Annotated in this window: 18 protein-coding genes; 4 read left to right on the top strand and 14 right to left on the bottom strand. The window is 71.6% G+C overall.

Annotated elements, in window-relative coordinates; all coding sequences use genetic code 11:
- Positions 1–10: 10 nt before the first annotated feature.
- From KBY90_RS12215 to KBY90_RS12195, 5 genes are all read right to left on the bottom strand, one after another.
- A complete protein-coding gene (locus KBY90_RS12215) occupies positions 11–1,063 on the bottom strand; it encodes a hypothetical protein (RefSeq protein WP_254968928.1) in 1,053 nt (350 codons plus the stop codon).
- On the bottom strand, positions 1,060–1,560 hold the full coding sequence (locus tag KBY90_RS12210) for a hypothetical protein (RefSeq protein WP_254968927.1): 501 nt from the start codon (positions 1,558–1,560) through the stop codon (positions 1,060–1,062). Before KBY90_RS12210 ends, KBY90_RS12215 begins: the two co-directional genes overlap by 4 nt.
- 134 nt (positions 1,561–1,694) lie before the next feature.
- Positions 1,695–2,438 carry a potassium channel family protein gene (locus KBY90_RS12205; RefSeq protein WP_254968926.1) on the bottom strand — a complete coding sequence of 248 codons (744 nt, stop codon included), beginning with the start codon at positions 2,436–2,438 and terminating at the stop codon, positions 1,695–1,697.
- Between the two features lie 5 nt (positions 2,439–2,443).
- Complete coding sequence (locus KBY90_RS12200) at positions 2,444–3,190, bottom strand: SDR family NAD(P)-dependent oxidoreductase (protein ID WP_254968925.1); 747 nt, start codon at positions 3,188–3,190, stop codon at positions 2,444–2,446.
- Between the two features lie 85 nt (positions 3,191–3,275).
- Positions 3,276–4,862, bottom strand: a complete 1,587-nt coding sequence (locus KBY90_RS12195; protein ID WP_254968924.1) for a bifunctional aminoglycoside phosphotransferase/ATP-binding protein — start codon at positions 4,860–4,862, stop codon at positions 3,276–3,278.
- Between the two features lie 132 nt (positions 4,863–4,994).
- Between KBY90_RS12195 and KBY90_RS12190 the strand changes: the two genes are divergently transcribed.
- From KBY90_RS12190 to KBY90_RS12180, 3 genes are read left to right on the top strand one after another with little or no spacing between them, the layout of a single operon-like run.
- On the top strand, positions 4,995–5,573 hold the full coding sequence (locus KBY90_RS12190) for a hypothetical protein (protein ID WP_254968923.1): 579 nt from the start codon (positions 4,995–4,997) through the stop codon (positions 5,571–5,573).
- Positions 5,570–6,457 carry a hypothetical protein gene (locus tag KBY90_RS12185; protein ID WP_254968922.1) on the top strand — a complete coding sequence of 296 codons (888 nt, stop codon included), beginning with the start codon at positions 5,570–5,572 and terminating at the stop codon, positions 6,455–6,457. Before KBY90_RS12190 ends, KBY90_RS12185 begins: the two co-directional genes overlap by 4 nt.
- A 5-nt stretch (positions 6,458–6,462) precedes the next feature.
- Positions 6,463–6,843 carry a hypothetical protein gene (locus KBY90_RS12180; protein WP_254968921.1) on the top strand — a complete coding sequence of 127 codons (381 nt, stop codon included), beginning with the start codon at positions 6,463–6,465 and terminating at the stop codon, positions 6,841–6,843.
- 9 nt (positions 6,844–6,852) lie between these two features.
- Here the strand turns inward: KBY90_RS12180 and bchL are convergent, their stop codons facing one another.
- From bchL to KBY90_RS12160, 4 genes are all read right to left on the bottom strand, one after another.
- Positions 6,853–7,758, bottom strand: a complete 906-nt coding sequence (gene bchL / locus KBY90_RS12175) for a ferredoxin:protochlorophyllide reductase (ATP-dependent) iron-sulfur ATP-binding protein (RefSeq protein ID WP_254968920.1) — start codon at positions 7,756–7,758, stop codon at positions 6,853–6,855.
- A gap of 275 nt (positions 7,759–8,033) precedes the next feature.
- Entirely contained in the window at positions 8,034–9,656 is a 1,623-nt protein-coding gene (locus KBY90_RS12170) for a ferredoxin:protochlorophyllide reductase (ATP-dependent) subunit B (RefSeq protein WP_254968919.1), read from the bottom strand.
- 16 nt (positions 9,657–9,672) lie between these two features.
- Positions 9,673–10,956, bottom strand: coding sequence for a ferredoxin:protochlorophyllide reductase (ATP-dependent) subunit N (locus KBY90_RS12165; RefSeq protein WP_254968942.1), 1,284 nt, complete (start codon positions 10,954–10,956; stop codon positions 9,673–9,675).
- 136 nt (positions 10,957–11,092) lie between these two features.
- Positions 11,093–13,159 (bottom strand): transglutaminase family protein, encoded by a 2,067-nt coding sequence (locus KBY90_RS12160; protein WP_261353285.1) that lies wholly within the window; start codon positions 13,157–13,159, stop codon positions 11,093–11,095.
- Positions 13,160–13,276: 117 nt separating this feature from the next.
- On the opposite strand from KBY90_RS12160, the gene KBY90_RS12155 reads away from it, so the two are divergent.
- Entirely contained in the window at positions 13,277–14,395 is a 1,119-nt protein-coding gene (locus KBY90_RS12155; protein WP_254968918.1) for a potassium channel protein, read from the top strand.
- 25 nt (positions 14,396–14,420) lie between these two features.
- Here the strand turns inward: KBY90_RS12155 and KBY90_RS12150 are convergent, their stop codons facing one another.
- The 5 genes from KBY90_RS12150 to KBY90_RS12130 all read right to left on the bottom strand — a co-directional run bounded on the left by KBY90_RS12150 (position 14,421) and on the right by KBY90_RS12130 (position 19,124).
- Positions 14,421–15,008, bottom strand: coding sequence for a hypothetical protein (locus KBY90_RS12150; protein ID WP_254968917.1), 588 nt, complete (start codon positions 15,006–15,008; stop codon positions 14,421–14,423).
- Positions 15,009–15,042: 34 nt separating this feature from the next.
- A complete protein-coding gene (locus tag KBY90_RS12145) occupies positions 15,043–16,149 on the bottom strand; it encodes an HD-GYP domain-containing protein (RefSeq protein WP_254968916.1) in 1,107 nt (368 codons plus the stop codon).
- Between the two features lie 58 nt (positions 16,150–16,207).
- A complete protein-coding gene (locus KBY90_RS12140) occupies positions 16,208–17,296 on the bottom strand; it encodes an efflux RND transporter periplasmic adaptor subunit (RefSeq protein ID WP_254968915.1) in 1,089 nt (362 codons plus the stop codon).
- Between the two features lie 131 nt (positions 17,297–17,427).
- Entirely contained in the window at positions 17,428–18,615 is a 1,188-nt protein-coding gene (locus KBY90_RS12135; RefSeq protein WP_254968914.1) for a cation:proton antiporter, read from the bottom strand.
- 77 nt (positions 18,616–18,692) lie between these two features.
- A complete protein-coding gene (locus KBY90_RS12130) occupies positions 18,693–19,124 on the bottom strand; it encodes an Rrf2 family transcriptional regulator (protein ID WP_254968913.1) in 432 nt (143 codons plus the stop codon).
- Positions 19,125–19,354: the final 230 nt, after the last annotated feature.

Below are 19,354 nucleotides of genomic sequence, written 5' to 3'. Positions count from 1 at the left end.
CCGTGAGTCTTCAATCCCCGTAGGCCACGACACAGGCCGCATTGAGCAGCTCCGCCTCCTCAGACGTCCGGGGTGTCCGTCCGTCGAGGGTTCCCTGCTGACAATCCGCCCTCATCTCCACCGTGCCGGTGTCGGTATTCACCACGAAGGTCACCCCCTGGCTGCCGGCGGGTTCCACGCTCGGGTAGTAGAGCTCATAGCTGGTGTTGGGCACCGCGATGTAGGTGACCTGATCGGTGATGGCGTCATCCACGGCAGCGTCGATGATCGCGGCGGTGGTGAGCGCGGTGACGCCCCAGGCCGCGGCGCTGGCGCCCCACCAGCCCCAGGGGGGAGAACTCCAGCCGCCATACCAGCCGTAGTTCCAGGGGCGGGCATAGCCCCAGCCCGGCCGGGCCCAGCCCGACCAGTAGTTGTCCCAGCGGTTGTCGGAGCGGTCGCGGCGCAGGTCGGTGCGGTCGGAGACGCGGTCGCTGCGCTCGTCCTGGCGGTTCCTGGAGCGGTCCGTGCGGTTCTCCTGGCGGATCTCGGTGCGGTCGGTGCGTTCACCCTGGCGATCGCCGCGCTGGTCGGCACGCTGACCCTGCCGATCGCTGCGTTGGTCGGTGCGCTGGCCCTGTCGGTCGGAGCGCTGACCCTGGCGGTCTCCGGCCAGGTCCTGACGTCCCTGCTGACGGGAGGAGGCGTTCTGCTGTCGGTTGCCGGAGCCCTGGCCACCCTGGACCTGCCGGCTGCCGGAGGAGGTCGCCTTCTTGCTGCCGCTGCTGAAGCCACCGGCGGGCTTGCTGCTGCCCCGGAAGGCGCTGCCGCCATTGCTGTAGTTGCCGAAGCCGGTGCGGCCGGAGGAGCTGCGGCTGCCGCCAGTGCTGCGGCCGTAGCTACGGCCGCCACCGCCACCGCGGCCACCGCCACCGCCGCCGCCACCCCGACGGGCCAGCAGCAGGTCTTCAGAGAGAACGGCAGTACCGGCTCCAGGACCGGAGCCGGCCATCAGCGGCAGTGGCTCGAGAGCCAGGCAGAGGCTCAGCCCCACCAGAGTGCCCACTCGGAGAACGCGGTTCATCGGTTGATGGCCTCCAGCAGACGGGTGCAGCCGTCGTCGAAGCAGGCGATCTCGGTGCGGCCGTTGCTGCCGAAACTCAGACCCATCCGGTCGCGGCCCGCCAGGGCCGGGCCCCCTTCCTCGCGCACGCTGTTGAGGTAGTTGGGGTTGACCACGCAGAAGGCGCGGTCGTTGAAGCAGAGCTCGTTGGCGGAGAAGCGGATGGTGGCGTTGCGCACCGGCCCCCAGGTGTTGCTGGTGGGATTGAGGGCCTCGATCCGCACATAGGGCTCATCGAACACGCGGTAAACCAGGGTGCGGTTGCCCACCCGGTGCCGGTATTCGGTGGCGTCGCCCACGTCCACGGCCTCCACCACGCAGGGCACGGGGGCCATGCGCTGGATGCTGCAGGTGGTGTCGAGCGAGTAGAGGGTCTGCGCGCCGGCGGCCCTGGGGAGGGCCACGGTGCCGAGCGAGATGGCGGAGCCGAGCAACGCCAGCAAGCGGAGCGAAGTCATGGAGTCGAGGAGGGAGAACCCGGCGAAGCGTTCAGGGGCCGTTGCTCCACTCTGTGCACCAGCCCGTGCCCGGTCAACGACCGGTCACCCTTGCTCACAACCAGCCGCCGCGCCTGCTCCGGGCACTGTTGGCTTCAGTCGCGGCTGTCGTCGAGGCCATCGCGGTCATGGCTGTTCCGGTCATCGCTGCCGCGCATGCTGAACCGCCCGATCAGCACCCCCAGCACGATGGCCAGGTAGCTGTTGCCGGCCACCGCCAGGGCAATGCTCAGCATCTGCGCCGCAGGCGTGATCGGCAGGATGTCGCCGTAGCCGGTGGTGGTGAGCGAGACGAAGGCGAAGTAGTTCAGCTTCACGAAGTCGAGCCTCCAAACCGGATCCAGACCGTCAGGCCCGTGCGGGGTGAGGTCGACGCCGGTGAAACTGCCGGGGGCCACGGTCTCCACGGCCGCGCTGAGGATGCCGCCGGAGAGACCCAGCATCAGGTAGCCCGCCAGGGCGCCGCTCAGCACCGCCTCGTCGACGCTGCGCTCCTTGCCCAGCTGATGGATCAGGCGCTGGGCGCTCCAGAGGCTGAACAGGACCCAGAGCACCACCACCGGCACCCCCGTGTCGCGCAACTCCAGGGGGGTGAGCAGCCAGAGCCCGCCCACGGCCAGAGTGGCGATGCCCGTGCCCCGGTACAGCCGCCGGTGGAGGGTGCCCCGGCGGCTCCGCTCGCCGCCCCCCCCCAGGGCTCTCAGCATCACCACTCCCAGGGCCAGATAGCCGGGGGAGGCCAGCCGGTTCCAGGGATCGGGAAAGGTGAAGATGGCGAGCATCGCCATGCAGGCGACCAGCAGCAGTCGGTAGTGGTGCTGGCGGGTTGCACTGGCCACGGGGTTCAGGCCTCCAGCTGGCAGTTCACGCTGAACTCGAACGGCACCGCCGCCGCGGGCAGGGAAAGGAGATGGCTGACGCTGGCGGCCAGGTCCTGCGGCTGGGTCATGGCCTGACGGGGGATCGCCGTGACGGCGGCGGCCATGTCGGTGTTCACCCAGCTGGGGCAGATCGCCGTGACGCGGATGCCGTCGTCCCAGCCCTCGTTGCGCATCGCCTGGCAGAGGGCCAGCAGGGCGAACTTGCTCACCCCGTAGGCGGCCAGCCGCCCCTTCATCCGCTTGCCGCTCATCGACACCAGCGTGAGCACGCGCCCTTCGCCACTGGCGGCGAGCAGCGGCCAGGCCGCCCGGCTCAGCCGCCAGGGGCCCATCAGGTTCACGTCCAGCACCCGGGCGATCTCCTCCTCCTCCCCGTCGGCATGGAGGAGCCCGACCCGCGAGAACACCCCGGCGCAGTGCACCACCGCATCCACGCCACCCCAGCGCTCCGCGGTGGCCTCCACCCAGGCCCGGGGGCCGCGGGGATCGTCGTCCCCGGCGCCGGCCTCGTAGGGCTGGATGAGCAGGCGATCCGGCTCTTCAGCGCCCAGCGCCGCCACGCTGGCCGGATCGCGCACGCCGGCACTCACGCGGTGGCCATCGGCCAGCAGGCGCTCGGCGATGGCACGGCCGATGCCGCGGCTGGCGCCGCTCACCAGCACCGTGCGCGGGCTGGGGACGTTGGCGGGCTGGGGTGGGGCGGCAGTCATGGGTCTGCGGAGCCGGCCCGCACGAGCGCGCTGGCCGGATAGCGATGCACCAGGTGGACCGGTCGTTCCAGGGTTGCATCCCTGGTCATGCCCTGCCGGGCTCCGGGGCGGCCAGGCGCAGGCGCGGTCGCACCGCCGCCGCCGTGGCGTCCACCGCGCTCGCCGGCGTGACCGGGATGGTGTGCTGCAGCTCGGCGGCGCTGAGGGGTTCATCCCAGCCGAACTGGCGCTCCAGCACCTCCAGATCGGCGTCGGAGGGGTCGCGGCCGCGGCGCTGGCGCTGCTCGATGCGCTCCCGCAGCAGTGCCGCCGGTACGCTGAACTCCAGGATCAGCAGCGGCAGCCCGGCCCGCTCCGCCACCGCCGCCATGGCGGCCCGATCGCAGCGGCGCAGAAAGCAGGCATCCACGATCACCGTGAAGCCCGCAGCCAGCACCGCCGCCGCCAGGGCCGGCAGACGCTCGCCGAACAGCTCCTCGCTCACCTCCGTGGCGTAGGGGTCGCCGCTGCGGCTGGCCCGGGCTGGGATGCCCCAGAGGCCGAACATCCGCTTGCGCTCCACGTCGGAGCGCAGGCGGATGGCTCCCAGCTCGGCGGCCAGGGGGCCGGTGTGGTGCGACTTGCCGCTGCCGGACAGTCCATGGCAGATCAGCAGGGCCTGGGGGGCCGGGGTGATCGCGGCCTCGGCCAGCGCCAGGTAGGCCGCCACGGGGCCGTCGCCGCTTCCGTCGCCGCTGAGGGCCGCCACCTTGGCGCGCACCAGGGCCCTGTAGCTCACGGTCCAGCGCCACAGGGCCAGGCCGCCGTAGTCGCCGCTGCACTCCAGCCAGTGGTTGAGCAGTCGGGACCCCAGGCCTGGATGGCCGCGCTGCTGCAGATCCATCACCAGGAAGGCCAGGTCGCTGATCACGTCGATCCAGCGCAGGGCGGGGCTGAACTCGAGGCAGTCGAACACCTCGATCCGGCCTCTGCGCAGCAGCATGTTGCCCAGGTGCAGATCGCCGTGGCACTCCCGCACCCGGCCCTGCCCGAGCCGCTGGCGCAGCAGCGACTCCAGGCCGGTGAAGGCGGCGGCGTTCCAGGCAGCCAGCCGCTCCAGCCGTGGCTGCAGGGCGGCGGCGGCCCGCTCCCGCAGGCAGGTGACATTGGCCTCCACCGGCTCCCGCACCGCCGTCGGGGTGCCGTAGGGCCCGTCGGCGGGAGCGATGGCGGCGGTGGCGTGGAAGTGGGCCAGGGTTTCGGCCAGGTCGTCGACGTGCGCCCCGCTCACCTCTCCCCGGGCCAGGGCCGCCGGCAGCAGCGCCTCCTGGGGGAACTGGCGCATGCGCACCGCCACCTCCTGCAGCGGGGTTCCCAGGATCTCCGCGTCGCTGCGGTCTTCCGCCAGCTCCCGCAGGCGCGGCCCCTGCTCGGTGGGCACCACGGCCGCCAGGCCCAGGTAGAGGTCGTGCACCAGGCGCCGGTTGAGGCGCAGCTCCTCGCGGCAGTCGTGCAGCCGGCGCTCCAGGGTGGTGAAGTTCACGAAGCCCAGATCCACGGGCTTGCGGAGCTTGTAGGCCACCGGGCCGGTGAGCAGCACCCAGGAGATGTGGGTCTCGAGCACCGTGATCCTGTCCACGGGATGGTCGTAGGCCTCGGGGCTGCGCAGGGCGTCGATCAGCGCGCTGGTCACGCTCACTGGACCCCCCGATCGCTGGCCGTTGCCGTCGCGTTGAATCCAAGCAGATCTGCAACGATCCACACGCCCTCGGCACTGCCAGGCTCCGGCCGCGGCTAAGCAGGGCGCGGAATCTGCGCTGCTGCCATGGGGCGTGTCGTTCGCTGGGGGCTGGGCCTCCTGCTGTTGGGGGGGCTGCTGCTCGCCGGCCTGGTGCTGCTGCCGCTGGGCGAGTGGCTGCCGGGCGGCACAGTGGCCGATGTGCCCACCGCCCATGTGGTGAACGGCACCGCCTTCAACCGCCTGTTCCCGCCGGCCGGCCCCGGCGAGCAGCTGGTGTTCACCCAGGAGAAGCGGGGCTTCAGCGAGGCCCGCCTCAAGCAGGGCGACGCCACCCTGGCCCTGCTGGCCATCTCCGACACCGCCACCGCCCCGGAGGCCCGGGATAAGTTCAGCGCCAGCGATGACCGCATCCAGGGCTGGCCCGTGGTGGAGCAGGGCCCCCAGGCCAGTGCCCTGCTGGTGGCCGAGCGCTTCCAGGTGAAGGTGATCGGCCAGGGCGCCGGCCTGGACGTGAGCCAGCGCCATGAGCTCCTGGACGCCTTCGACCTGAAGGGGCTGGCGGCGCTGCAGGCGCCGGCCCTGCCCCGCCGCCAGGCCGACCGCGGCCCCGCTCTCCAACCCGTTCCCCAGCCCGCTTTCCCATCCGCTGCTGAGGCCGCATGAGCGCCACCGTTCTCGAGCGCCTGGAGCGCCTGCCCCGCCGCAACCTCACCGTGCTGGCCCTCAGGGGCATCAGCACGGTGGTGCCGGGGGACTGGCAGAACATCACCTCCGCCGACGCCCTGATCCGCGAGGTGATGGGCAGCGACGATCCGGCCCTGATCGCCCAGGTGCGGGCCCGGGCCGATGTCCTCAGCCGCGCCCGTCACGAGGGCTACGGGCGGGCCCTGAGCCTCTACGAGGCCGTGAACCGCTCCCAGCAGGCCGCCGGCGGGCTGCGGCTGCTGGCCAATGTGGGCGGCGCGGTGCCGCTGCTGCGGCGGGTGGCCGACCTCACGCCGGCCAGCGACACCCTGCAGGCGGCCGATCTGGGGCTCAAGGTGGCCGCCGAGCTGCTTGCATTCACCCAGGTGAACGGCCTGCCGGGCGACAGCTTCGGCGACTTCGCCGCCGCCCTGGCGGAGTACGGCAGCGAGGCGCGGGTGCGGATGGCGGCGCTGGTGTGCTTCGACGCCCTGCTGCCCCTCGGCGATCAGGCGCTGGAGCGGCTGGACGCGCTGCTCGGCCAGGTGGGCCAGGCGGACCTGCGCCAGCTGCCGGGATATGCCGGTATGGCCTCCCTGATCCCGGGACGGGGCGAGGCGGCCCACCTGGACTTCATCCGCCGCGGTGTGGACACCTGGCTGGGCTGGGCCGGCGGCTTCGTGGGCGGCCTCGGCCTCACCGGCCAGAAGGCGGTGCGGGCCCTGGAGACCACCCTCGGGCCCTGGCAGGGCCGCTTCGATCAGCTGGCCACCTTCCTCGACGTCTTCACCGACACCTACCGCCACACCGGCACGCAGGCCGTGGCGCGTCGGCTGGTGGAGCGGGCGGCCGCGGAGATCTGAGACCCATGGCACCGCCACCGCTCACCCTGCGCGCCAGGCTCTCGGTTCTGGCCGCCCTGCTGGCGGTGCTGGGGGTGTTCGCGCTGGCCTGGCAGCTGCGCCGCCAGTACCACCAGCGGGCCGTGGCCGCCTGCGCCCAGCTGCGCGCCGAGATCGGCGCGCTCAAGCGCGGGGAGTTCGACGTGCGCCTGCGGGAGATGCGCACCATCCGCCTCAATCCCGCCCAGGCCGAGACGCTGCGCAACGCCGATCCCGACGCCTACGCCCGCTACGCCGCCACCTACGGCCAGCTGGTGGACCAGGTGGCCCAGACGGCCGATCGCCTGGGCGAGAAGGTGGATCAGTTCCAGCGGCAGGGCTGTGTGGATCTGGGCTCCACCCCCTGAAGCCCGGCGTCAGTCGAAGCCCAGCAGGTCGAAGATCTCGCGGTCCTTGAGCGATTCGGCCTCCAGCGGTTCCACCGCCTCCAGCATGTTGCGTGCCAGGCGTAGGTACTCGTTCTGCACCGCTTCCACCTCCGGGGTGGCCTCCATCTCGAAGATCGTGCACTTCTTCAGCCGTGAGCGGCGGATGGCATCCACCGCCGGAAAGTGGGCCATGGTCTTCATGCCCACGCGGTCGTTGAAGCGGTCGATCTGATCGGTGTCCTCCGAGCGGTTGGCCACCACGCCACCGAGACGCACCTTGTAGTTCTTCGCCTTGGCCTGGATGGCGGCGATAATCCTGTTCATGGCGAAGATCGAGTCGAAGTCGTTCGCCGTCACGATCAGGCAGTAGTGGGCGTGCTGGAGCGGCGCCGCGAAGCCGCCGCACACCACATCGCCGAGCACATCGAAGATCACCACGTCGGTGTCCTCGAGCAGGTGGTGCTCCTTGAGCAGCTTCACCGTCTGGCCGGTGACGTAGCCGCCGCAGCCGGTGCCGGCCGGCGGCCCGCCGGATTCCACGCACATCACGCCGTTGTAGCCCTCGAACACGAAATCCTCCGGCCGCAGCTCCTCGGTGTGGAAGTCCACGGTCTCGAGGATGTCGATCACCGTGGGCACCATCTGCTTGGTGAGGGTGAAGGTGGAGTCGTGCTTGGGATCACAGCCGATCTGCAGCACCCGCTTGCCCAGCTTCGAGAACGCCGCCGAAAGGTTGGAGCTGGTGGTGCTCTTGCCGATGCCGCCCTTGCCGTAGACGGCGATCACCAGGGCGCCCTCCTCGATGTGCAGCGCGGGGTCCTGATGCACCTGCACGCTGCCCTCGCCGTCGCTGGGGTTTCCGATCGAGGCAGGGGGCTGAAGGGTGGTGGTCATGGCTGCTGGGAGACCTGGTGGCTGGGTGAAGGGGCTGCTGGCAGAACGGGCTGCCGGCAGAAACGGCTGCGGAGGAGCGCGTTCTCAGAGAACGTTGCCGGGAGAAAACTGGGGGAAAGCTGGGAGAAAAAAACAGCTGGGAGAAAATACCTAGAGGCCTGGCAGATCCGCGCGGCCTGGTGCCATCCAAGACCCCGGCATCACCGCCTGGGTGGCACTGGTGCAATCCGAAACATCGCCACCGGCGCTGTCACCAATCGGTGACCAATCGCAGCTCATCGGCTGAAGTGGGCCTTGGCCTCGTAGAGGGTTTCGCCGTCGATGCAGGCCAGACCCCGCTCCCGCGCGAAGGCCTCGGTGTTGCGCCGCACCTTGCCGCGCACGAAGAAGGGAATGCGGGCCAGTTCCGCCTCGCCGTCGGCGGTCCAGCGCAGCTCGCCGTTGCCCGGGGTGATGGCCGTGGGATGGCCTGGCGCGGCCTCCTGGGTCGGTGCCGGTGCCGGCGCGGGGGCAGCTTCGCCCAGGTGGCTGCGGTGGCCCTCCACGAATTCGAAGTCGTGGCGGAACATGCCGATCAGGTGTTCCTCCAGCCCCATCATCAGCGGGTGCACCCAGCTGTCGAAGATCACGTTGGCCCCCTCGAAGCCCATCTGGGGTGAAAAGCGGGCGGGCACGTCCTGCACATGCAGCGGCGTGCTGATCACGGCGCAGGGAATGCCCAGGCGCTTGGCGCTGTGGCGCTCCATCTGGGTGCCGAGCACCAGCTCGGGGGCCGCCTCGGCGATGGCGGCCTCCACGGCCAGGTAGTCGTCGCTGATCAGCGCCTCCAGGCCCAGCTCCTTGGCCGCAGCACGCACCTCCCGGGCCTGCTCGCGGCTGTAGCTGCCCAGGCCCACCACCTGGAAGCCCAGCTCGCGGCTGGCGACGCGGGCGGCGGCGATGGCGTGGCTGGCGTCGCCGAAGATGAACACCCGCTTGCCGGTGAGGTAGGTGGAATCCACCGAGCGCGAATACCAGGGCAGGCGGGAGCGGCGTTCGGCCTCGCACACGCCGTCGGCGCCGGGCTGCAGCTCGGCCGGCAGCTCCATCCCCAGCACCGTGTGCAGCTCCCGCAGGAAGGCCACGGTGGCGCCGATGCCGATCGGCACGGTGCGCACCGCCGCCATCCCGAAGCTGCGCTCCAGCCAGCTGCACAGCGTGCCCGCCACCTCCGGGTAGAGGCAGAGGTTGGCGTCGGCCGTTGGGATGCGCATCAGGTCGGCCGGGCGCGCCCCCAGCGGCGCCACCACCGCCACATCGATGCCGTAGCAGGACAGCAGCTGCGTGATCTCGCGCACGTCGTCGCGGCAGCGGAAGCCCAGCAGCGTGGGGCCCAGCAGATTGACCCGCGGCCGCCGGCCCTCGGCGCGCCAGCGGGTGGGATCGGGCTTGGGCGTGCCCGGAGCCGGCAGCTGGGGCTTGAGCAGCCCCCGCACCAGTTGATACAAGGTTTCAGCAGCACCCCAGTTCTCCTTCTTGGAGTAGGCCGGCAGCTCCAGGCTCACCACCGGCACGCCGCCCAGGTCCATGCCGGCGGCCAGGGCACCGGGCTGGTCCTGAATCAGTTCGGCGGTGCAGCTCTCGCCCACCAGCAGGGCCTCGGGCTGGAAGCGCTCCACCGCCTCGGCGATCGTGCGCTTCACCAGCTCGGCGGTGTCGCCGCCCAGATCCCGCGCCTGGAAGGTGGTGTAGGTCACGGGCGGACGCTTGTCGCGCCGCTCGATCATCGTGAACAGGAGATCGGCGTAGGTGTCGCCCTGGGGTGCGTGCAGCACGTAGTGCACGCCCTCCATCGAGGCGGCGATGCGCATCGCGCCCACGTGCGGCGGGCCTTCGTAGGTCCAGAGGGTGAGTTCCATCAGGCGAGCGGGCGAATCAGGCGAACGAGAGGGCGGCGCGGCGCCGCAGGGGACGGGCGAACAGCTCGGCCAGATCGCCGGCCTGGTCGATGCCGTGGATGGGGCTGAACACCAGCTCGATCGACCACTTGGTGGCCATGCCCTCGGCCTCCAGCGGGTTGGCCAGGCCCAGGCCGCAGAGCACCAGATCGGGACGCGCCTCGCGCACCCGGGCCAGCTGGTTGTCCACGTGCTGGCCCTCGCTCAGCCGGGTGCCGACGGGCAGCAGCGCCAGCTCCTCGGCCATCAGCTGGCGGTCGAGATAGGGGGTGCCTATCTCCACCAGCTCCATGCCGCACTCGCGGGAGAGGAAGCGGGCCAGGGGAATCTCCAGCTGGGAATCGGGCAGCAGGAAGAGCCGTTTGCCGGCCAGCACCTCGCGCTGGGGAGCCAGGGCGCGCCGGCCGCGCTCCACCAGGGGATCCAGCACCTCGGCCACCCGCTCCTGCCCCACCCCGAAGGCGGCCGCGGCCGCGGCCATCCAGGCCCGGCTGCCCTCCACCCCGAAGGGATAGGGGGCGCGGATCAGTTCGGCGCCCCGATCCACCAGGGCCCGTGCCGTGCCGCTCAGGAACGGCTGGGCCAGCAGCAGCCTGGTGCCGGGGCCCACGGCCGGCAGCTCGGTGGAACGCCGCGGCGGCAGGCTGGCCACCCGTTCGATGCCGAGCCTGCGGAACAGGCTCACGAGCCGGTCTTCCACCGCATCGGCCAGGGTGCCCACGATCAGCAGCTGGTCGGGCAGCTGAGCCCGCGCGGCAGCGAGCTGCTCGGCTGTGGGCATCAGCGGGATCAGGGCCTGCAGGGCACCGTCCTCCCCCTGGGTGAAGGTGGTTTCGATGCCGCTGCCGCTGTAGTTGAGCACCGTCACCCGGCCCCGGTGCTGCTGGCCCAGGCGCTCGGCCGCCTTGGCCAGATCCAGCTTGATCACCTCGCTGGGGCAGCTGCCCACCAGAAACAGGGTGCGGATCTCGGGGCGGCGCTCCAGCAGCTGGGCCACCAGCCGGTCAAGCTCCTCGTTGGCGTCGGCCAGACCGGCCAGATCCCGCTCCCCCAGGATCGCAGTGCCGAAGCGCGGTTCGGCGAAGATCATCACGCCGGCGGCGCTCTGGATCAGGTGGGCGCAGGTGCGCGAGCCCACCACCAGGAAGAAGGCATCCGGCATGCGCCGGTGCAGCCACACGATCGAGGTGAGCCCGCAGAACACCTCCCGCTGGCCGTTCTCGCGCAGCACCTCCGGCGGCAGAGGCTGCTCGCGCTCCATCACCGTGGATCCAGCCATGCTCTCCGCCATGCCGGGGGGCTCCGCCGCCGTTGCTCTCTTCAGGGTGGGTGTGTCGGGGGGCGTGGGGCCAGAGAGCTGTGGGAAAACTTCGGGATCACGCCCGGCTCCCCCGGTTTCAGCGGTGCGTCCCGGGTTCCAGGCGCAGATCCACCGTGCACAGGCCAGGCTCCAGGGCTTGCCAGGCGGCGGCCGTCGCGGCCGTCACCCGGCTCGGGGCCTGGGGCTGCCAGCCACCCTCGGCGCTCTCCAGTGCCCATTGGGCCAGGGGTTGCCTGGGTTCACCGGCCTCAGCCACCTCGGCACCCATCAGCTGCAGCACCAGCGGCAGGTGCGGCGCGATGCCGGGATGCAGGCAGGGGTAGAGGCGGTGCTGGCGGTAGCGCACCGCCAGGGGGGCCTCGCCGAGGGGCAGGGGGCGGCCGTTGAGCCGCAGCTGGAACCGCCGCCGGAAGGCCGCGCTGCTCTGCACCTCGAAGCGCTGCAGGGAGCCGTCCACGAAGCGGCTGGTGAAGCCCCCCTCCCGCGGAACGTCGCAGATCAGCGGCCAGGGCTCCAGGGCCGGCAGCAGGCCCATGTGCTCGCCGGGATCGTCGCCCTGCCAGTGCAGCAGCGGCGGGAAGCGCCAGCGCCAGATGGCCTGGAAGGGCTCGGCGGCCAGGGGCAGGCCCGCCTCCGCCAGATCCGCCAGCACCAGCTCCAGGTCGTGCCACAGGGCCGAGGGCAGGAGCATGCGGTCGTGCAGGGCCGATCCCCAGTCGCGCAGCCGCGCCGGCCGGCGTTCGGGGCTGAGCAGCATCGCCGCCAGCGAGCTCCAGAGCAGGGCGATGGCCGCCGTCCAGTCCGGCTCGGGCAGGGTCTCCAGGGCCCGGAACTCGATCAGCCCCAGGCAGCCGGCCGGCGTGCCGGGGTTCCAGAACTTGTCGAGGCTGATCTCGCTGCGGTGGTTGTTGCCGGAGCGGTCGGCGTGCAGGTGCCGCAGGGTCTCGCCGATCAGCTGGCGCTGGTCGCCGCCGCCGAGCCCCTCCAGGAAGCGGTAGGCCAGTTCCAGGTCGAACAGGCCTCCCAGGGCCTCATCCGGCCGCGGCGCCTGGGAGGCCGGACCGACGCTGGATCCGCTGAAGAGATAGCCGAGGCTGGGATGGTGCTGGAAATAGCGCAGCATCCCCACCAGCCAGGCGGGGCGACCGAAGAAGGGATGGCGCTCGAGGCTGGGCCCGCCCCAGAGCAGGTGGTTGCCGCCGCCGGTGCCCTCCTGGCCGCCCCCGGCGCCGGCCTTCCAGCTGCGCATCCCCACCTCGGCCGCCGCCTCGTGCAGCAGCCGGATCCAGTGGCGGTAGGCGCTCCAGCCGGCGCACACCGGCAGGTTGATCTCCAGCACCCCCGGATCGGCCGCCAGGCCGAGCACGTCCCAGCCCTCCGCCGCATCCACCGGCAGCAGGCCGCTGAACTCCGGGGGCGCCAGGGGACCGCCGCTCCCATGCCCGCGGGCCTGGTCGCTGATGGCCCGCAGCAGCACTTCGGTGGGCCGGCGCTCCAGCGGCGGCAGGAACAGGCTCCAGCCTTCGGCATCGATCTCCAGCGTGAGCAGCTGGCAGGGGATGGTGGCGGGGAAGTGCTCCAGCGGCAGCCGCAGCCCCGCAGGGCCCGGCGCCCGGGTGAGCAGGCGCCGCTCGCGGGGCAGCTCCCAGCGGCTGCTGCTCCATGCCTGCCCGTCCCAGGTGAGCGGCACGGCCCACACGCGCCGCTGGGGATCGAGGGGATCGCGCAGTTTCCTGGAGTGCAGGCGCACCCCGAGACCCTGGCCCAGGCGCTTCAGCCAGTCCTTGGCGGCGTCCGCCGCCAGCGGATCACCCTCGCCGTCGGGCACGGGCCAGGGGGCGATCGGCCTGCCGTCCAGTCCGGTGACCAGGCGCAGCGCCCAGCGGGGATTCACTTCCCCCTCGTAGCGCTTGCCACTGCAGTAGATCAGGGTGCTGCCGGGCCAGGTGCGCCGCTGGATCGCCCGGGCCATGGCGCGGGCCATGGGCAGCTTGGTGGGGCCATCGGCCGCCACGCTCCATTCGGCCCCCTCCGGCTCGAGCGGCACGTAGGTGGGTTCCCCCCCCAGGGTGAGCTCGATCCCCGCCCCGCTCAGCCGGGCCTCGGCGCGGGCCGCAGCCGCCTCCATCCAGTCCTGGTCCATAGACGATGGTTGGGGCCCGGGTGTGGACCCGCACGTTGGGTCCCATGCTGCCTGGGCAGGGTTGGTTTAATGGCCCGCAGGTCCGGAGCAGCGGATCCACAGGCCCCCCTTCCGCGGATGGCTCCCCCTTCCTGGCGCCGGCGCCGTCCCCCCTCCACACGCATCCGGCGACCTTGGCGAGCCCCGGTTGCCCTGGCGGTGCTCGTGAATCTGGCGGCGCTGGGCTACCGCCTCACCGAGGGCTGGGACTGGGGCGACTGCTACTGGATGGTGGCGATCACCCTCAGCACCATCGGCTACGGGGAGGTCAACCCTCTCTCCACCTCCGGCCGGGTGGTCACCGCCCTGCTGATCCTGGGGGGCCTGGTGGTGGTGCAGATCAGCATCCAGGGCGTGCTGGGGCTGAGTGAATCGGGCTACTTCCGGCGCCTGCGCGAGCGCCGCTTCCGTCGCTGGCTGAACACCATGCAAGATCACGTGATTCTCTGCGGCTATGGCCGCATCGGCCGGGAGATCGCCGCCCAGGTGCGTCGCGAGGGCGTCGAGCTGCTGGTGGTGGAGACCGATCCGGAGCGCCGCGAGGCCGCCGAACAGGAGGGGCTGCCGGTGCTCGCGGCTGACGCCACCCTCGACGAAACCCTCCTGGAGGCCGGCATCCACCGCTGCCGCTCCCTGGTGGCGGCCCTCTCCAGCAATGCCTCCAACCTCTATGTGGTGCTCAGCGCCCGCGGGCTGGCGCCGGTCTGCCGCCTGATCGCCCGCTCCGACAGTGACGAGGCCGAGCGCAAGCTGCGTCTGGCCGGCGCCGATGAGGTGGTGAGTCCGTACGTGAGCGGCGGCCGGATGATGGCGGCGACGGCCCTGCGACCCATGGCCGTGACCTTCATGGATCTGCTGGCCGGCAGCGACTGCGAGGTGGAGGAGTTCCTGCTCAGTGACGACCCGACGGATCTGGGCCGGCTCAACGGCATGAGCCTGGGGGACCTGGAGCTGGGCCGGCGCACCGGTGCGCTGGTGCTGGCGGTGCGCCAGCCTCGCCGGCAAGCGACCAACGAGCGGCAGTACCGAGGCGCCAGCTACCGGCTTCCTGAGCAGGATCTGGTGGCCAATCCGGGCCGGGAGCAGCGCCTGGAGCCGGGCCAGCTGCTGGTGGTGATGGGCAGCAAGGGCCAGCTGCAGCAGGTGAGCGAGCTGCTGGGCTCAGCCCTGATGAGGGTGGATCAGATGACCGGCTGAGGATCAGTCGCCCGCGTTCCTGTGCTCAGGAATCGGCCTCCTCGAGGATCTGGCGCTTGAGCTCGATCTGATAGCCCTCGGTCATCGCTTCGAGGGCCTCGGCCTCCTGCTCGTCCACCTGCAGGGCCTCGGCCAGCACCATGTCGGGCACCTGGGTGGAGCCCACGGCCGTGAGCGCCATGCCCAGCGAGGCGCTGTCGCGGTGCCAGATCGAGGCCGCCTCGGCCAGCTTGGTGAGGGTCTCGTCGCTCACCGTCTCGCCGCTGCGCTGGGCGATCGCCGCCGCCAGCCGCCGGTCGTCGAACACGGCCGCCGCCGCCAGGTGGGCGGCATGCAGGGCCCCCAGGCTGTAGAGGGCTTCGGAGCGCAGGGTCACCAGGCTCTTGCCCAGGGCCCGCTCCCGCACGCCCTGCCAGGGCACCGACGGGATGGCCTCATCGCCGGCGGCAGGCCCCGCATCGAGCTCTCCCAGGGCCGGCAGCTTGCGGCTGCCCAGGCCGATCTCGGACACCGCCTGGGGATCGAGCCGTTCCCCCAGGCGCCGCAGCCAGCGCCCGACTCCCCTGCGTAGACCCCTGCGTAGACCGCTGCTCAGACCGGTGCGTAGTCCCATGGCTGCCCCGCGACTGATCCCACTGTGGCCCCGATCACGGTCCACTGTCGCGGAAGCGGTCCCGGATCGCCTCCGCCTCACGGCCGCGGCGCCGCAGGGCGGCCACGCAGTCGCCGTCGAGCTTGCCGAGCTCCACCAGCCGCTGCAGCTGATCCAGGGCGGCCTCCAGAGTCCAGGGGGACTTGTAGGGCCGGTGGCTGGTGAGGGCGTCGAAGACGTCGGCCACGGCGATGATGCGCGCCTCCAGGCTGATCTCCTCGCCACGCAGACCACGTGGGTAGCCCGATCCGTCCAGGCACTCATGGTGATCGGCCACCACGTTGCGCATCATGGCCACCTCGCCCCGCTCCTGCAGATCGAGATCGGCGATCAGCTTCTCCAGCAGCTGCACACCCATGTGCACATGGCTCTCCATCAGGCGGCGCTGCTCGGCGTCCAGCTGACCGGGTTTGAGCAGCACCTCGTCTGGGATGCCGATCTTGCCGATGTCGTGCAGGGGGGCGAAGAGGTGGAGATGCTCGATGTACTCATCGCTGAGGCCATGGCTGGCCTGCAGCTCCCGGCCGATCAGGCGGGCGTAGTGGGCCATGCGCTCCAGATGCCCGCCGGTCTCGGTGTCGCGCAGGTTGGCGAACTCCCGCGCCACCTGGGCCGAGGTGGCGATCGAACGCACTAGGTCGAGCTCCTGGCCGATCGTGAGCGTCACCAGCACGGCGAACAGCTCCAGGCTGCGCTGCACCGGTGCTGTGAAGGCCGCCGGCTGGAGGGAATCGAAGAACAGAAAGCCGATGAAGCTGCCCCGGTGGGCCAGGGGCACGGTGAAGGAGGAGCGGTACCCCTGCTCCAGCAGCCAGCGGGAGTGGGGCGTGTCGCCCTTGATCACCGCCGGGATGTCGTCGATCACGCGGCTGCCCCCGACGCTGGCCAGCCGGTGCAGGGCGGAGGTCTCCGCCAGCCGCCACTCGTAGGCCTCGATCGGCACGCCGCTGCGGGTGCTGTTCACGAAGGTGCGCAGCAGGTCGTCGCGGGGGTCGTAGAGGGCGCAGCCGATGCGGTCCACCGCCGGCACCACCTCCAGCAGCTGGCTGTGCAGCTGGCGCAGGCGGGCCCCGAGGCTGTCGCCGATGGGGGCGCGGGTCACGGTGGCGGGCGGGGGCGGAACCATACGCTGCGGTTCTAGCCCCGGGGCGGCCGCCCTGTCAGGACGCGGTGTCCGCCGAGGCGGACCCGCTCACCTGGATCGGCTGGCCGTGGCGCAGGCTGATCAGGTTGGACGTGATCACCGCCTGGCCGGAACTCAGGCCCGCGAGCACCGGGTAGCGGTTGTTCTGCAGGGAGCCGAGCCGCACCGGCACCTGGATCGCGAAGCGGGTGTCGGGCGGCAGGGCGCGCAGGCGCTGCAGATCCACCCGCCCCGGGCTGCGCTCCAGGTCGGCCAGGCTGCCGGGCACGAACACGAAGGCCTGGCCGGACTGCTGGGTCACCGCCTGGAAGGGCACCGCCAGCTCCTGGCGTTCCTCCAGCAGCAGCCGGGCGCGGCTGCGCTGTCCGCTGCGCAGGCTGCCGGCGCTGTTGTCGAACTCGGCCTTGGCGAGCAGGAACTGGCTGGCGCCGTCGATGAGCGGATCCACCGTGCTCAGCTGCCCCCGCGCCAGTTCGCGCTCCGTCTCCGAGTCGATCAGCACCACCGCCTGACCCGGCCGTACCCGCTCGGCCTGCAGCGCCGGCACCTCGAGCCGGGCCTGCAGGCGGTCATTGCGCACGATGCGGGTGAAGGGGCTGTTGGCCTCGATCACATCGCCCACCTTCACCTCCAGATCGGCGACGATGCCGCTGATCGGGGCGCGCACGTTGCGGAAGCCCAGGTCGGCCGTGGCCGCCTCCAGCTGCTCGCGGGAAGCCACCGCCCGCAGGCGGAACTCATCGCGCTGCTCGGCACTCACGGCTCCCTGTCGGGCCAGATAGGCGTAGCGCTGGTAGTTGATCTGATCGGTACGGGCCTGGGCCTGCAGGCGGGCCACGTCGGCCCGGGCCTGGATCTGGTCGAGCACCAGCAGCAGGTCCCCTTCCCGCACCGGGCTGCCCTGGCGCACGCGCAGCTCCCGGATGCGTCCGTCCGCCTGGGAGGAGAGCTGCACCTCCTCGATCGCCTCCAGGGTGCTGATCGTGTCGATCGCGGTGCTGAAGGCGGTGGGGGCCACTGCGGTGGTGGCCACCGTGAGCGGGGGAGACGACGGCCCTCCGCCCTGCTGGTCCGGACGGCAGCCCAGCAGCAGGGGCAGCGCCATCAGCGCCGCCGCGGCCGAGCCGGCAAGCCGACGCCGGCCGGCAGACCCACCGCGAAGCACTGCCTGGGCTGGGTTCCTCGCCAAGGGATCACTCCGGTAGCGGGTGCTGGGGCCGAGTGTATGCAGTCCGTTCAGCCGACCGCTTCGGGGGTGTCGCGGAAGTGGCTGAGCGCCAGGCGCACGAGCGGCGCCCCCACCAGCTCGAACGCCACGGTGGAGCCGATGGCCAGGCTCAGCACCGGCGCGGCCCCTTCCCCCAGCTGGTCGGCAGCCACCAGTGCCATGCCCACGGCCAAGCCGGCCTGGGGCAGCAGGGCAGCTCCCACCCAGCGCCGGGTGAGTGGGTCGGTGCCGGCCCAGCGAGCCCCCGTCGCAGCCCCTCCCACCTTGCCGAGGCAGCGCAGAAGCACATAGGCCAGGCCCACGCCCCCGATCCGGCGCAGGCCGCCCACATCGAGCGAAGCCCCCGCCAGCACGAAGAACAGGGCCATGAACGGCAGTTCGATGCCCTCGATGGCATGAAAGGGGTAGTCGTGATGGCGGGCGAGGTTGGCGATCACCGCCCCCATCACCATCGCGGCCACCAGGTAGGACACCTGGAACTGCGCCGCCAGCCCGCCGCAGAGCAGCACGATCCCGAGCGCCTCCAGCAGCATCGGCTGTCCCTCGCGGATGCGCCCGGTGAGCAGGGCCGCCGGCAGTCCCACCGCCAGTCCCACCAGCGCGCCCCCGCCCAGCTCCCGGCAGGCCCACAGCAGGGGCAGCAGGGGGGAGGGGTCCTGGCCCTGGCTTGCCCGGGCCAGGGCCAGGCCGATCCCGAACAGCAGCAGGGCCCAGACGTCGTCCAGGGCGGTGATGCCCAGCAGCAGGTCCGCGAACCGGCGGCGGGGGCCGCTGCCGCCGGTGAGCTGGGCGACCACGTCGAGCACGGCGGTGGGTGCCGTCGCCGCGGCGATGCAGCCCAGCACGGTGGCCTGGGCCCAGTCCAGCCCCAGCAGCATCAATCCCATGCCCACGCTCGCCACCGTGCCCACGGCCTCCAGCAGCGAGATCAGCACCACCTGGCGGCCCTCATGGGCCAGGGAGTGGTGGCTGAGCTTGCCGCCGATCAGGAAGCCCACCATCAGCAGGGTGATGTTGGCGATCACCCCGAACTGCGCCACCAGCTGGGCAGGGATCAGAGCGAGCACGGGCGCACCGCTGATCACCCCCAGCAGCAGCAGCAGGGTGACCCGGGGCAGCGGCGCGCGCTCGGCCAGCGCCGTGGCCAGCAGCGCCAGCAGCAGGATCGAGCCCAGGCTGATCAGCAGAACGGCCATGGTGAGAGCTCAGGCATCGCGGTCATCCGGGCCGCTGTCATCGACGTGATGATGCCTACCCCGGAACCGGCTGACGCTCAGATGTAGAACATCTGCTGGGGCTGTTCTCTGGCATCGCGCTCCTCGAGCAGCTGCTGCAACGTGGTGGCGTTGAGCAACCGGCTGCGCTCCTGCTCCAGCTGGCGCGCCAGGCTGGTCACCGCGCCGAAGGCCGCACTGCTGCGGTCGCCCTGGCGCTCCGGTTGCGAGCCTCGCTCCAGGCAGGTGATCACCTCCGCCACGGTGATCTCGCCCGGCGCCCGGGCCAGGCGAAAGCCGCCCCGGGGGCCCCGGACGCTGCTCAGGATTCCGGCCTTGCGCAGGCTGGTGAGCAACTGCTCCAGATAACGATCGGGGATCTGCTGACGCCGGCAGATCTCTCCCACCTGCAGGGGGGTTCCCTGCGCCTCCACGGCAGCAAGCTCGATCAGGGCCACCAGGCCGTACTCGGTCTTGGCGCTGAACGTCACGGGCCAACTGCGGGCGGGTCCGCCCCATCCTCTCAGCTGAACCCCGGTGCAGGGGTGGGGATTGCATGTCCCCCGATCAGGGCCTCAGCGCATGGTGTCTGCGGCACGCTTCAGGCCAGGCCAGACCAAACTGCACCGGTGTGGAGTGGAATCCGTTTGCGGATCCCTCGTGCTGCGGATACCGCCGCGCATCCGGGGATGGCTCTATGGGCAGGTGCTGCCGTTCTGCA

Source organism: Cyanobium sp. CH-040 (assembly GCF_024346135.1).
In the GTDB taxonomy this organism is placed as follows: domain Bacteria; phylum Cyanobacteriota; class Cyanobacteriia; order PCC-6307; family Cyanobiaceae; genus NIES-981.
The sequence above is the reverse complement of the archived record's forward strand: the minus strand, read 5'-3'. Positions and strand labels throughout refer to the sequence as shown.

Coding starts and splice junctions, on each gene's coding strand:
- KBY90_RS12215 (WP_254968928.1), bottom strand. CDS start 1,063: ATGAACCGCGTTCTCCGAGTGGGCACTCTGGTGGGGCTGAGCCTCTGC.
- KBY90_RS12210 (WP_254968927.1), bottom strand. CDS start 1,560: ATGACTTCGCTCCGCTTGCTGGCGTTGCTCGGCTCCGCCATCTCGCTC.
- KBY90_RS12200 (WP_254968925.1), bottom strand. CDS start 3,190: ATGACTGCCGCCCCACCCCAGCCCGCCAACGTCCCCAGCCCGCGCACG.
- KBY90_RS12190 (WP_254968923.1), top strand. CDS start 4,995: ATGGGGCGTGTCGTTCGCTGGGGGCTGGGCCTCCTGCTGTTGGGGGGG.
- KBY90_RS12185 (WP_254968922.1), top strand. CDS start 5,570: ATGAGCGCCACCGTTCTCGAGCGCCTGGAGCGCCTGCCCCGCCGCAAC.
- KBY90_RS12180 (WP_254968921.1), top strand. CDS start 6,463: ATGGCACCGCCACCGCTCACCCTGCGCGCCAGGCTCTCGGTTCTGGCC.
- bchL (WP_254968920.1), bottom strand. CDS start 7,758: ATGACCACCACCCTTCAGCCCCCTGCCTCGATCGGAAACCCCAGCGAC.
- KBY90_RS12170 (WP_254968919.1), bottom strand. CDS start 9,656: ATGGAACTCACCCTCTGGACCTACGAAGGCCCGCCGCACGTGGGCGCG.
- KBY90_RS12165 (WP_254968942.1), bottom strand. CDS start 10,956: ATGGAGCGCGAGCAGCCTCTGCCGCCGGAGGTGCTGCGCGAGAACGGC.
- KBY90_RS12160 (WP_261353285.1), bottom strand. CDS start 13,159: ATGGACCAGGACTGGATGGAGGCGGCTGCGGCCCGCGCCGAGGCCCGG.
- KBY90_RS12155 (WP_254968918.1), top strand. CDS start 13,277: ATGGCTCCCCCTTCCTGGCGCCGGCGCCGTCCCCCCTCCACACGCATC.
- KBY90_RS12150 (WP_254968917.1), bottom strand. CDS start 15,008: ATGGGACTACGCACCGGTCTGAGCAGCGGTCTACGCAGGGGTCTACGC.
- KBY90_RS12140 (WP_254968915.1), bottom strand. CDS start 17,296: ATGGCGCTGCCCCTGCTGCTGGGCTGCCGTCCGGACCAGCAGGGCGGA.
- KBY90_RS12135 (WP_254968914.1), bottom strand. CDS start 18,615: ATGGCCGTTCTGCTGATCAGCCTGGGCTCGATCCTGCTGCTGGCGCTG.